This is a genomic window from Andreprevotia lacus DSM 23236, from assembly GCF_900176275.1.
GTDB classification, from domain to species: Bacteria; Pseudomonadota; Gammaproteobacteria; order Burkholderiales; family Chitinibacteraceae; genus Andreprevotia; species Andreprevotia lacus.
Map to the genome: position 1 here is coordinate 51692 of NZ_FWXD01000023.1, position 12006 is coordinate 63697.

The 12006-nt window shown below is 63.9% G+C and carries 11 protein-coding genes; 3 read left to right on the forward strand and 8 right to left on the reverse strand.

Annotated features, from left to right (window positions below; all coding sequences use genetic code 11):
- Positions 1-73 precede the first annotated feature (73 nt).
- On the reverse strand, positions 74-1276 hold the full coding sequence (locus B9A19_RS16645) for an STAS domain-containing protein (RefSeq protein ID WP_139798920.1): 1203 nt from the start codon (positions 1274-1276) through the stop codon (positions 74-76).
- Positions 1277-1507: 231 nt separating this feature from the next.
- On the opposite strand from B9A19_RS16645, the gene B9A19_RS16650 reads away from it, so the two are divergent.
- On the forward strand, positions 1508-5056 hold the full coding sequence (locus tag B9A19_RS16650) for a DUF748 domain-containing protein (RefSeq protein ID WP_084092257.1): 3549 nt from the start codon (positions 1508-1510) through the stop codon (positions 5054-5056).
- A 70-nt stretch (positions 5057-5126) separates the two neighbouring features.
- On the opposite strand, the gene B9A19_RS16655 is transcribed toward B9A19_RS16650, so the two are convergent.
- Genes B9A19_RS16655 through B9A19_RS16665 form a run of 3 tightly spaced genes read right to left on the reverse strand, consistent with a single transcriptional unit; the run spans position 5127 to position 6582 of the window.
- Positions 5127-5639: an SRPBCC family protein gene (locus B9A19_RS16655; protein ID WP_084092258.1), complete on the reverse strand. Its 513-nt coding sequence runs from the start codon at positions 5637-5639 to the stop codon at positions 5127-5129.
- Positions 5636-6187, reverse strand: coding sequence for an SRPBCC family protein (locus B9A19_RS16660; RefSeq protein WP_084092259.1), 552 nt, complete (start codon positions 6185-6187; stop codon positions 5636-5638). The genes B9A19_RS16655 and B9A19_RS16660 overlap by 4 nt, the downstream gene beginning before the upstream one ends.
- Positions 6188-6216: 29 nt before the next feature.
- Positions 6217-6582 (reverse strand): ArsR/SmtB family transcription factor, encoded by a 366-nt coding sequence (locus B9A19_RS16665; RefSeq protein ID WP_084092261.1) that lies wholly within the window; start codon positions 6580-6582, stop codon positions 6217-6219.
- Between the two features lie 115 nt (positions 6583-6697).
- Here B9A19_RS16665 and B9A19_RS16670 point away from each other — a divergent pair, with 115 nt between their 5' ends.
- Positions 6698-7039, forward strand: coding sequence for a hypothetical protein (locus tag B9A19_RS16670; protein WP_139798921.1), 342 nt, complete (start codon positions 6698-6700; stop codon positions 7037-7039).
- Here B9A19_RS16670 and B9A19_RS16675 read toward each other — a convergent pair.
- Positions 7036-8385, reverse strand: a complete 1350-nt coding sequence (locus B9A19_RS16675; protein WP_084092264.1) for a serine hydrolase domain-containing protein — start codon at positions 8383-8385, stop codon at positions 7036-7038. The genes B9A19_RS16670 and B9A19_RS16675 overlap by 4 nt on opposite strands.
- A 103-nt stretch (positions 8386-8488) precedes the next feature.
- Positions 8489-9382, reverse strand: a complete 894-nt coding sequence (locus B9A19_RS16680; protein WP_084092266.1) for a LysR family transcriptional regulator — start codon at positions 9380-9382, stop codon at positions 8489-8491.
- 96 nt (positions 9383-9478) lie between these two features.
- Here B9A19_RS16680 and B9A19_RS16685 point away from each other — a divergent pair, with 96 nt between their 5' ends.
- The gene (locus B9A19_RS16685; RefSeq protein ID WP_084092287.1) at positions 9479-10459 is read left to right on the forward strand and encodes an NAD-dependent epimerase/dehydratase family protein; all 981 of its coding nucleotides are present in this window, start codon (positions 9479-9481) and stop codon (positions 10457-10459) included.
- Between the two features lie 10 nt (positions 10460-10469).
- Here the strand turns inward: B9A19_RS16685 and B9A19_RS16690 are convergent, their stop codons facing one another.
- Both B9A19_RS16690 and B9A19_RS16695 read right to left on the reverse strand, forming a co-directional pair.
- Positions 10470-10742, reverse strand: coding sequence for a helix-turn-helix domain-containing protein (locus B9A19_RS16690; protein WP_084092268.1), 273 nt, complete (start codon positions 10740-10742; stop codon positions 10470-10472).
- Between the two features lie 23 nt (positions 10743-10765).
- The gene (locus tag B9A19_RS16695) at positions 10766-11776 is read right to left on the reverse strand and encodes an IS110 family RNA-guided transposase (protein WP_084092270.1); all 1011 of its coding nucleotides are present in this window, start codon (positions 11774-11776) and stop codon (positions 10766-10768) included.
- Between the last annotated feature and the right edge of the window lie 230 nt (positions 11777-12006).

Sequence of the window (12006 nt, forward strand, 5' to 3'; positions counted from 1 at the left end):
AGATTAGCGAACAGGTGGGGGCAGTCACGGCGAACGCAAGAGCGCAGCGGCCTGCTGCTGCGCGGGCAGGGTGCTATTTTGCCAGTGGCATCAGCTCGGTGATGCCCATCAGCTTGAACAAGCCGGCAATCGGTTCGTTGGCGCCGGCGAGGGTAGGCATCTTGCCGGCCTGCATCAATTCCACACCGAGGTTGAGCAACTGGCCGGCAGTTTCAAAGTCCACCCGGCCTACGCCGCTCAGGTCGATGACGGGTTTGCCATGGCTCTGCGCAAACTGGCGGATCTTGCCGATGCTGTCTGCCGCACCGCCGACCAGATCGCCGCTCAGCTGCATGCGGTCTGGCGAGGAGGGGGCTTCTGCCGCCGCATCGCCGGTTTTTCCGGCTGGCACCGGGGCGGCCTTGACCACCAGCCTGTCATCCCACGACGGGGGTGATACCTCGAAGGTGATGGCGTAATCGATGGCGAGGTTATCGAAGTTTTCCTGCTCGCCTATCGTTTGCTTGAGCTCCATCAGCAGCAGCCAGAAGGTGGCCTCTGCATGATTGCGGCGCCCGGTTTCGATCTTGCTTGCCAGCAATTTGCCGAAGGAATCTGCCCCCAGCAGTTGCAGGCTGGCTTTCAGCTTGCGGGCACGTGGCCACAAGGACAGCAGCTCGGCTGCGGCCGTGGCGTCAATATTGACGACGCGGCTGGCGTCGAGCCGCACGATACCGCCTTTTTCGCACGCAGCCAGCACCTTGCTGAGTTCGGCCTGTACGGTGCTGATGGACAGGTTGGCCGGCAGCGAGATGGCCCCGCTGGTCGGACCGCTAGGGCGGGCGGCGGGGGCCGCCTTGCGCAGCTCGCGCCACAGCGGCGGCGAGGTTTCGAATTCGACCACGTATTGCAGCGCCAGCTCATCAAAGCCGGCGTGATCGCCGGCCAGCTGCAGCAGGTCGAACAACAGCAGCCACGTTGAGGCCTGCCGGGTACCAACGATGCCCGGGATGGCGGCCTTGGCGCTTTCAATGGCGGCGGCAAGCTGGCCGTTGGCGTACAGCACCACGGCCTCTTCTTCTGCCGGGCTCAGGTGCGTGCCGGCATCGGCCACCTCGATGGTCAGCTCGGACAGGTTGTAGCTGGCGCTGTCGGCAGGGGAATCCATCGGTGATGGGGCCGGTGGTCTGGCCGGTTCCTGCTGCGGCAATACCGACGCGCGGTCGAGCGCCGCCGGGCCTGATGAGGCCGGCTTGACTGGATCGTTGTCTTTTTTGCGGAACAGGGAAAACGCCACGATGTATGGTTCCTGCTGAATTCTGCCCGTACTGAGCGCAATGGCGATGCAAGCGGTTAGACCGCAATTCTACTGCCAAATCGGCCGCAACTGCGAATCTTGCTTTGAATGAAAGGCATTGCGGCGCCGATCAACGGGCTTGACGGCCTGCAACCACTCAGGGTTTTTATGGTGGTCATGGGTATGGGCCTGACGCTATAGTTTTAGTTCCAACTACCTCGCAGCGCCACCATGAAACCTGCCTTGTTGCTCAGTGCCTTGCGCCGCCGCGCGCGGTGGATCGTGATACCGATCGCCGTTGTGCTGGGCTACGGTGCGCTGGCAGGGTGGCTGTTGCCCTGGTGGGCCAGACCACGGCTGGAACAGGTGCTGGGGCAGGCGTTGCACCGCAGTGTGCAAATCGATGCGCTGGCGTTCAACCCCTATACCCTGCGTGCCACGCTCGGGCCGCTGCAGGTGCGGGAAGGCACGCAAACCGTGCTGTCGATCCGGCGGCTGGATGTCAATCTGGCGATTGCTTCGCTATGGCGCCGTGCTCCGGTGGTGCAAAACCTGACGGTGGATGCGCCGTATCTGCAGATCAGGCGGCTGGATACCCACCGCTACAACTGGTCTGATCTGTTGCAGGGGCAATCTGGCAGCAGCGGCGAGCCACAGCGTTTTGCCGTGCACAATATCCGCATCAGCAATGGCCGCATCGATTTTGCCGATGCCTTGCTCAAACAGCAGCACCGGCTGGATGCGCTGGCGCTGGACATCCCCTTCATCTCCAACCTGCCGGTGTTCATCGAGACCGAAGTACAGCCCAGGCTGGCTTTCAGGCTGGATGGCGCACCGCTGCAACTGCAGGGCAGCACCCGGCCATTCGGCAAGCATGCCGATACCCGGTTGGCGCTGACACTGGATGGCGTCGATCTGGCTCGCTACTGGGATTACCTGCCCACGCCGCCCGCACTGCGGCTCAACAAGGCCGTGCTGGACAGCCGCTTGCAACTGGTGTTCCGCCAGGCCGGGACGCCTACCGTGCTGCTGGAAGGGCAGCTGGCCGCGCACGATGTATCGCTCGATGGTAATGGCGCACCCTTGTTGCGCATGCAGGCACTGCAACTGCAGCTGGACAAACTGGAACCGTTGGCGGGCCGTTATGCCATACGCAAATTGCTGCTGCAGCAGCCCGAAGTCACCTTGGCGCGCGACGGCAAGGGCGCGCTCAACTGGCTGGCCGCGCTGCAGCAGCCGGTCGCCGACAAACCGGCGCCGGCTCCGGCAAAGGCCGGCCTGCCGCTACAGCTGCATATCGCGCAGTTCACTATTGAGGGTGGCGCGCTGGATTGGGCCGATGCCCCTGCGGGCCTCCACACACGGCTGGCGCCGATTGCGCTGCAGGTCGATCAGCTCGATACCACCGCTGCGCAGCCGGCCAAGATAGCGCTGAGCGTGGCTGGCCCCGCCATCGGCACGCTGCAGCATACCGGCGAGCTGCAGCTGGCCGCACGCCATGCCAGCGGCGTGTTGAACCTGGCGGACGCCCCGCTGGCCGCATGGGCGCCGTATTACCGCAGCTTGCTGCGCAGCGAACCGCTGGAGGGCACGCTGGGTGGCGAACTGCACTACGATCTGGCGCTGCCGGCAGATGGGTCGGCAGCGTTCAAGCTGAGCGACAGCAGCGTGCAGTTGCAGCAGTTTGCCTTGCGTCCGCAACGCGCCAAGGCCCCGGCGCTGGCGGGCAAGACGCTGGCCGTAACGGGCATCGCGCTTGATCTGGCACAACGGCAACTGGGCGTGGACAAGATCGTGCTAGATGGCCTGAACGTCGATCTGTCGCGCCAGCGTGACGGGCAATGGCTGCTGGCCAGCCTGTTGCCGCCCGGCGATGGCGCACAAGCCGGCCCGGCCTGGCAGCTGCAATTGCAGCAACTGCAATTGGCTGGCGCGGCATTCAGCGGTCGCGACGATACGCTGCCCAATGCCGTGCCACTGGGTATCAAGTCCGTTGCGCTGCAGGCTGGACCATTGCGCTGGCCATTGACGGGAAGCACCCAGCTCAAGCTGTCAGGTGCCGGTGCGCACGGTGGGGACTTCGCCATTAGTGGCGGGCTGGATTTGCAGCAGCTAGTCGGCAAACTGGGCATCCAGGCCAAGCAGCTCGATGTGGCCTATGTGCAGCCGTATTTCAGCCGCTACCTGAATGTGTCGCTGACCAGCGGCAAGCTGGGCGCCAAGGGCGAGCTGCAGCTCAAGGGCGGTACGCCGCTGCGCGTGGCCTACAACGGCGATTTCAACCTGACCGCGTTCAATGCAGTGGACAAGCTCAGTGGCGATGATTTTTTGCGCTGGAAGAGTTTTTATCTGGGTGGCATTGCCTTCAACAGCCAGCCCTTTGATCTGGCGATCAAGGATGTCGCGCTCACCGATTTCTACTCGCGGCTGATCCTGACCAGCGCCGGGCGCATGAACCTGAGCGATATCGTGGTCAAGGATCAGACCCCTGTATCCGTCACCGCCAGTGCACCGGCTGCGGCCAAACCAGCCGCCGAGCAGGCCAGTGCAGTGCTTGCCACCGCGCCCAAGACCGCATTGCCGCCGATACGCATTGCCAAGGTGACGTTCTCGGGTGGCAACATCAACTACACCGACAACTTCATCCAGCCCAATTACACCGCCAACCTCACCGACATGGCGGGTTTGCTCACCGGCCTGTCATCGGTCGAGGCCACGAGCGCCACGCTGGATTTGCGCGGCAGCGTGGATCGCATCGCCCCGGTGAATATCAGCGGCCAGCTCAACCCGCTGGCCAAGGATTTGTTCATCGACATCAAGGGCGGCGTGAAAGGCTACGAGCTGACCGCCGCCACCCCCTACGCATCCAAATACGCAGGTTATGGTATCGACAAGGGCAAGCTCTCGATGGACGTGAGCTACCACATCGAGGGCGGCAAGCTGCAGGCGCAGAACAAGATATTGCTGGATCAGCTCACCTTGAGCGACAAGCCATCGGGCAGCCCGGACGCCACCAAGCTGCCGGTGAAGTTCGGTCTGTCGCTGCTCACCGACCGCAACGGCCAGATCAATGTGCAGATACCGGTGAGCGGCACGCTGGACGACCCCAACTTCAGCGTGGGCCACATCGTCTGGCAGGCGGTATTCAATGTGCTGACCAAGATCATCACCGCCCCCTTCGATGCCTTGGCCGGTGCATTCGGCGGTGGCCCCAGCTTTGCCTATGTGCCGTTCCAGCCCGGCAGCGCCACGCTCGATGCCAAGCACTATGATCCGCTGACCAAGCTGGCCGAGGCGCTGGCTGACCGGCCGTCGCTGCAACTGGAAATCGCCGGCTGGGTCAACCCGGAGCTGGACCGTGAGGGCTTGAAGCAGGACAAGCTGGATAAACTGATCCGGGCCGCCAAGGCCCGCTCACTGGCCGACAGCGGCCAAGCATCCACTGATGAACTGACTGTGGACGAGGCGGATTACGAGCGCTTCATCGCGCCGGTTTACAAGCAGGCCAAGTTTCCCAAGCCCAAGAACGTGCTGGGCTTGAGTAAATCACTGCCGGTGGAGGAAATGCGCAAGCTGCTGCTGGCCAATATGGCCATTACCGACGACGACCTGCGCCAGCTGGCCAGCCACCGCGCGCTGGCGGTGAAGGACTTCCTCAAGGGCTTGGGCGTGCCGGACGAGCGCGTATTCCTGGTCAAGCCCAAAGTCGATGCCACGCAGGCCGACGGCGACAAGGACAAGGGGCCGAGTACGCGGGCGATGTTCACGCTCAAGCACTGAGCAATGGTTTTACTTCATGAGCCCGGCAAACCGGAGGGCCATGACTCCCGGTTTGCCGGGCCGTGCGGCATTAGCCGCCCAGCAGAGCCAGATAGGCAGCCAGCTGCTCCATGGTGCCGCCAAAACCACCGCGCATGCTGTCGAAGTGGGCGACGAAGATGGCGTGCTCTTCCTCGCTGGCGTTGATCGGTGCACCGCGCAAGGTCAGCGTGGTTTTGCCGTCGGCCTCGTCGAAGGTCCAGATGTTGAGGACTTCCAGCGGCCACGCAGTATGAAACGGTGAGCGGATCAGATTGCCTGCTTCATCGGCAAAGCCATTGGTGAACACGATGCGGCCGGGGGCGTCGATTTCGCGGTAGAGGAACTTGCCCCACATCGCCGCGCCGTTGGGCAGGCGCATGCAGTAGTGGAACTGGCCGCCGGGGCGCACGTCCAGTGCGGCCACTTCAATGTCGCAGCCCTTGGGCCCCCACCAGTGCGCCAGATGTTCGGCCTGGGTGAAGGCATCCCACACCAGCTGGCGCGGGGCATCAAACGTGCGCGAGAAGGTGAATTCCTGCGCGGTGTGCAGCGCGGTCGTCATTGTGCAACTCCCTGAGGGCCGGCAGCTCGCTCGGCCTGAGCTTTGAGGTTGACCAGGCCCGCTTCAAAATCGGGGCCGACCATTTTTTCCATGCTGAAGAACAGCTGCATCACCCGTGCCATCAACGGGCTGGGGCCGGACATGGCCCACTCGATATCGGTACCGCCGCCAGCGGCGGTCAGCGTGAATTCGGCGATGTTGTGCGCTTCGAACGGCTTGAGGAAATCGAGCTGGATCACGATGCGTTCGGGCGTCGAGGCCTGGATCGTCATGCTGCCCTCACCGATGTTCTTGTTGCCCGCCCAGCCGTAGTGCGCACCCACGCCGGCGGTGATGTCGCCATAGCTGCGGCGCATGGCCGGGTCTTTTTTCTCCCACGGCGACCAGAGCGTCCAGCGCCGGAAGTCATTGATCAGCGCATGCACCTGCGCCGGCTCGGCGTTGATGTGGGTGCGACGGACAATGCGAAACTGATCGGGCTTGCCGGCGGCCAGCAACAGCAGCACGGCAAGGACGACAAGCAAAGCAACAACGAAGTAGATCAGCATGACGGCTCCAGCGGTGAGTGGATACAGCGTTAGTGATGGTCATCTTTCTGCCCCTTGCCTGCCGCAGCCTGTGCTGCCTGCAAGGTGGTGAGGTAATCGGCCAGCCGGTCCAGCTTGCCTTCCCAGAATTCGCGGTACTGCGATATCCAGTCGGCCACTTCGCGCAGCGGCTTGGCTTCCAGCTTGCACGGTCGCCACTGCGCATGACGGCTGCGGCTGATCAGCCCGGCATGCTCCAGCACCTTCAGGTGCTTGGTGACGGCTGGTGCGGTGATCTGGAACGGCCCGGCCAGTTCCTTGACCGAGGCTTCGCCCGTCGCCAGCCGCGCCAGAATGGCACGGCGGGTGGGGTCGGCCAGCGCGGCAAAGGTGGCGCTGAGTGCATCGGGTGCCATTTAATACACCAAACGGTTAATTATCTGGTTGGTAAATTAATTTGCTTGAAGCGCCATGTCAAGGAGCTTGGCATGAGGGCACCAGCGATTCATGATCCAGCTACAAGGAGGTGCCATGAACGATGACTTGATCGCATTGATGACCATGGCCTGGTTTCTGCTGCTGGTGGGCTGGCCGGGATTGATGGCCGTTGCTCTGGCTGGCTGGGGTGTCCTGAGTGCCTGGGCGGTGTGGCGGAACAAGCGGCGACTGGCTCGCTTGAGTGTCATATGCGTGGTGGTACTGCTGCTGGGGGCTTACGCTGGTTTGTGGTCCGAGTGGCCGCGTCAGGTCGGAGGCTGGACTGGCGGAGTGTTGCAGTTTGCCATCATCTTTCTTCCTCCTTTGGCGGAGGTGTGCCTGCTCTTCGCGCTGAGCCGCCTGTGTCTGAGGCGGCCCACAAATATCGCAGGCTAGTTGGCCTGTCCGCGTGTCGCGCTGATTGCCGCTGCAATCACCCTGTCCATGCCCGGCTGCAAGCCATCCGGGTGATGCGCCGCCCCCAGCCGCACGATCACCAGTTTTTCCGATGGCATGACGATGACGAACTGGCCCATATAGCCCATGGCAAACAAGGTATCGCGCGGCGCGGAGGGAAAGCCCCAGGGCAGCCCCCAAGGTCCGTCGCCGTCGGCCTGGTTGGTCCAGAAGCCCGCGCCATAGCCGGTATCCAGCGTGCGGCTGGCGCTGTAGCGCGCCCAGCCCTCGGGCAGGATGCGCTGGCCGTTGGCCATGCCATCGTCGAGGTAAAGCTGGCCAAAGCGCGCCCAGCTGCGCGCCGGCATCAGCATGAAGGCGGCGCCGGACGGGGTGCCGGTAGGGTCGAATTCCATGGTGACGTTGCGCATGCCCAGCGGGCCGAACAGTTCGCGGTCGGCAAAGCGGTGCACGGCCGCCGCATCGCCGCCGGCGGCATCGCGCAGGATGCGTGACAGCAGCAGGTAGTTGCCGTCGGTGTAGTCCCAGTGGCTGCCAGGTGCATGCGCCAGTGGGCGACTGGCGGCAAAGCCGGCCATGTCACGCTCGATGAAACTCATGCGCGAGGTGGCATCAAAGCCTGAATTGGTCTGCGGCAAGTCCAGTCCGCTGGTCTGGCGCAGCAGCTGATCGATAGTGATAGCGCTGCGGCCATCGTGCTGCCATTCGCTCAGCGGCGCGGGCTGCTGTACGGATAGCGTGCCCTGCCGCACCAGGATGCCGAACAGCGCATTAGTGACCGACTTGCTGGCAGAAAAACCCAGCAGTGGTGTATCGGGGCCGATGCCGGGTGCGTAGCGCTCGGCCACGATGCGGCCGTTTTTCATGATGACCACCGCATGAGTGGCGATGTGCGGCGGCTGCGTGCGCTCGGCAAACGCCAGATCCAGCACATGGGCGAGTGCCGGCGTGGCTGGGACGAGCACGGCATCGGCGCTTGTGGCTGGCGGGTTGTCCACCTGCGGGGGGATTGCGCCCAGCGTGCAGCCGCTGCCCGGCCGGTAGTAGGCGGTGTTGGGGTAGTGGCCGGCAACATCGGCGGCGACGAGCTGCCGCTCGCGGTCCACCCGGTAGTGCAGTGCATCGCCCAGCAGCCACATGCTGCCGGTGGGTGCAATGCGCTCGGCATACACGCGAGCTGGATCAAGGCCGGATACAAAAGCCTCGCTGCAGATCAGGTGGCTGGTAAAACCGCTGGCAACTTGTTGCGGCTGGGCGGGTAACAGCCAGGTGCAGCCAGCCAGTTGCACAAACAGGGCTAGGGAGAGCAGGCGAGTGGGGCGCATGAGGAGTCCGGGGTGGAGGCAGGTGCCCCAGCTTGCTCCTGGCCGCAATCATGCTCTCGCCGAGTTTGAAAATCGGCTGGTCGAATCCTGCAAACCGGCGTTTTCAGCCGACAGCAGGGCCGGCGCGCAGCCCCTGCACCAGCGCATCGAATACCACTTTGCAGCGCAGGCTGCTGCGCAGGTCGGCATGCATGACCACCCAGGTGGGCAGCGGCAACGCAAATTCTTGCGCAAACAAGCGCACCAGTCCCGACCCGGGTTGCACCAGCCGCGTCTGGCATACGCCGATGCCGGCGCCGGCGCGCAGCAGCGCGCGCTGTGCCAGATCGTTATCACTGCGCCAGGCAAAATTGGCACGCTGCCAGAGCGAAAAGCGCTGCGCGGCGCTGCGCAAGAAGGGTGTTTCGGTATCGAAGCCGATCAGCGCGTGGCCGGCCAGCGCCTCCAGCGTGGTGGGGGTGCCGTGCTGCTGCAGGTAGCGCTCGTGCGCATAGAGGCCGATCACCGCATCGTCGACGCGGGCTGCCAGCAATACATCTTGCTGAGGTGGCGTCATGCGCACGGCGATGTCGGCCTCGCGCAGCACCAGGTCCTGCACGCGGTTGCTCAGCAGCAGTTCGATCTCGAGATGCGGATAACGGTCGCGCAGCGGCGCCAGCAGCGGCGGCAGTACTTCAACGCCGACGATCTCGCTGGCCGAGATGCGCACCGGCCCGCGTGCCTCGCTGCCCAGTCCGTGCGCCATGCGTTCCAGTGCGGCTGCGGTGCTGTGCATGGCCTCGGCATGCGGGCGCAGCGCCAGGGCGGCATCGGTGGGCAACAGGCCGGCCTGCGAGCGCGTGAACAGCGTTTGCCCCAGTGCCGCCTCCAGCGCCGAGATATGCCGGCCCACGGTCGGCTGGGTCAAGTCCAGTGCGCGTGCTGCGGCGGACAGCGAGCCTTCCTGCAGCACGGCCAGCAGGGAGCGGTAAAGCTCCCACGGTATGGTATTGGTCATGCAAAAAAGTATAGCCGCGGTAAATTGTTAGGCAATTTTAAATGAATGAGCTGCGGCGCAGAATGCAATCACCAACCCATACACGAGGTGATCGACATGAATGCAACGAACAAGGTACTGGTGGTGGGCGCCAGCGGCGGCATCGGTGGCGAAGTGGCGCGGCAACTGCGTGATGCCGGCTGGCAGGTGCGCGGGCTCAAGCGCCAGCTGGGGGCGCCGGTGGTGCACAAAGACGGCATCGAATGGCGTGATGGCGATGCCATGAACGCCGCCGACGTGGCCAAGGCCGCTGCTGGCTGCTGCGTGATCGTGCATGCGGTCAACCCGCCCGGCTATCGCCGCTGGGGTGAGCTGGTGCTGCCCATGCTGGACAACACCATTGCTGCTGCGCGGGCCAACCGCGCCACCATCGTGTTGCCCGGCACCGTCTACAACTACGGCCCCGATGCCTTCCCGCTGATCAGCGAGGACGCCCCGCAGCAGCCGCGCACCCGCAAGGGCGCGATACGCGTGGATATGGAGCGCCGGCTGGAAGCGGCTGCTGCCAGCGGCGAAGCGCGCGTGATCATCGTGCGGGCCGGCGATTTCTTCGGCCCCAGTGCCGGCAACAGCTGGTTTGCCCAGGGCATGGTCAAGCCCGGCCAGCCGGTGAAACTGGTCAACTTGCCCGGCCCTGGTGTCGGCCACCAGTTTGCCTATCTGCCCGATGTGGCGCAGACCATGTTGCGCCTGCTGGCGCGGCGCGATGCGCTGCCGGCCTTCGCCCGCTACCACATGCAAGGGCACTGGGATGCCGACGGCAGCCAGCTCGCCCAATCCGTGCAGCGCGTGGTGGCGCAGCAAGGCGGTGGCAAGCCGGCAATCAAACCCTTCCCGTGGTGGATGATCCGCCTGGCCTCGCCGCTGGTGGCTACGCTGCGCGAGCTGCTGGAAATGCGCTACCTGTGGCGCGAACCGGTGCGCATGGACAACGCCCGCCTGGTGGCGGTGTTGGGCGAAGAGCCGCACACACCGCTGGATGTAGCGGTTAAAAATACGCTGGTGGGGATGGGGTGCCTGCCGGCGGCGGCCGCTTGATCCGCTGCGCTCAGGCGCCAGCGATTACCTGCATGGCGAGCTGTTCACTGCGGAAGGCCGTGGGCGTCAAGCCGGTCTCTGCCTTGAACGCCCGGTTGAACGGCCCCAGCGACTGAAAGCCAGCATCCATGGCGATGGTGAGGATGGGTACTTCGGCTTGTGCGGTGTCGGCCAGTGCCTGGCGGGCATCGGCAATACGGTAGCTGTTCACGAAGGCGTTGAAGTTGCGCCAGCCCAGCCCTTGGTTGATGAGCTGGCGCAGCTTGTATTCGGGTAGCTGCATGTGCTGCGCAACGGTGGCGATGGTCAGATACCGTCTTGAAGGTCAAGCCTCGGCATCGCCATTTCTGCATTGAATGGCATGCCTGAGCGCACCACCCCAAAGATCAGATGTGCCAGCTTGCGCATGGCCGCGCCAACCACGGCCTTGGGCGCCAAGCCGTTGGCGCGCAGTCGTTCGCCGAATGCCTGCAAAGCAGGATTGTGGCGCAGCGCCACCAGCGCCGGCATGTAGAGTGCGGTGCGCGCACTGCGGTGACCGGCACGGCTGAGCATGGTCCGGCCTCTCACCGAACTGCCCGATTGCCGTTGCCGGGGCGAGACGCCCAGCCAGGCGGCCAGCGCTTTGGCGGATTCGAAACGGCGCACGTCGCCCACATAGGCCAGCATCTTGGCGGCAGTGGTGTTGCCAATGCCGGGAATGCTGGTCATCAGCATGGCATCGCGCTTCAAACCGGGGTGATGATCCAGATGGTCGTCGATGTCTTGTGCGATGCGGGCGATCTCTTGCGCCAGCCAGTCCAGATGATGCTGGATCGAATCGACCAGCGCCGCTTGCTGCATGGCCAAGGCGGCTTCCTGGCGGTTCTTCTCCTGCTGCTGGATGTCTTTGAGCGCCTGCAGCCGATCCACCCAGGCGCGCAAGGTGCGGTATTCCGCAGGCGGTGGCGTCCAGCATTCGGGCTGCATGACACTGCAAAAGCGCGCCAGCAGCGCGGCATCGACCGAATCGGTCTTGTTCCGGCTCAGCTCGCTTTGCGCAAAGCCCTTGATGCGTGCCGGGTTGACGATACTGACCGGCCAGCCCCGATCGGCCAGCGCCGTCGCAACCGTTTCCGAATAGGGACCGGTGGCTTCCATGCACAGATGGCTGTTGGTCGGCGTGGCATCGCGGTCCAGCAACCACTGCTGCAACTGCTGGTGGCCCTCCCGCGTATTGGGCACCACCTTGGACTTGTATTTGCCGTTGACCAGCAAAGCCAGATCCAGCTTGAGTTTGGCGACATCAATACCGATAAAGCAGCGCAGATCGTTCATCGTTCTTGGCCTTCCTCGTATGCGAGCTTGGCGCGCGTGTATTCCGCTTGGCGCTGGCTCAGGTTACCGTTCGGACTGAATGAACGAGAAACGGGCAGGTGTGCTTATCTGACCCACAGGCTTGTTGAGCGTACTCAATGGCCTAAAGTCTTGCCAGCATCATTCTGCCCGGCCTGCTCTGGCACCATGGTAGCTGTGTCGGGGCTGGCTGTATCAAGATACGAGGTCTT

Excerpts from the sequence above, each read along its gene's own strand:
- B9A19_RS16650 (WP_084092257.1), top strand. The coding sequence starts at position 1,508 with ATGAAACCTGCCTTGTTGCTCAGTGCCTTGCGCCGCCGCGCGCGGTGG.
- B9A19_RS16655 (WP_084092258.1), bottom strand. The coding sequence starts at position 5,639 with ATGACGACCGCGCTGCACACCGCGCAGGAATTCACCTTCTCGCGCACG.
- B9A19_RS16660 (WP_084092259.1), bottom strand. The coding sequence starts at position 6,187 with ATGCTGATCTACTTCGTTGTTGCTTTGCTTGTCGTCCTTGCCGTGCTG.
- B9A19_RS16665 (WP_084092261.1), bottom strand. The coding sequence starts at position 6,582 with ATGGCACCCGATGCACTCAGCGCCACCTTTGCCGCGCTGGCCGACCCC.
- B9A19_RS16670 (WP_139798921.1), top strand. The coding sequence starts at position 6,698 with ATGAACGATGACTTGATCGCATTGATGACCATGGCCTGGTTTCTGCTG.
- B9A19_RS16675 (WP_084092264.1), bottom strand. The coding sequence starts at position 8,385 with ATGCGCCCCACTCGCCTGCTCTCCCTAGCCCTGTTTGTGCAACTGGCT.
- B9A19_RS16680 (WP_084092266.1), bottom strand. The coding sequence starts at position 9,382 with ATGACCAATACCATACCGTGGGAGCTTTACCGCTCCCTGCTGGCCGTG.
- B9A19_RS16685 (WP_084092287.1), top strand. The coding sequence starts at position 9,479 with ATGAATGCAACGAACAAGGTACTGGTGGTGGGCGCCAGCGGCGGCATC.
- B9A19_RS16690 (WP_084092268.1), bottom strand. The coding sequence starts at position 10,742 with ATGCAGCTACCCGAATACAAGCTGCGCCAGCTCATCAACCAAGGGCTG.
- B9A19_RS16695 (WP_084092270.1), bottom strand. The coding sequence starts at position 11,776 with ATGAACGATCTGCGCTGCTTTATCGGTATTGATGTCGCCAAACTCAAG.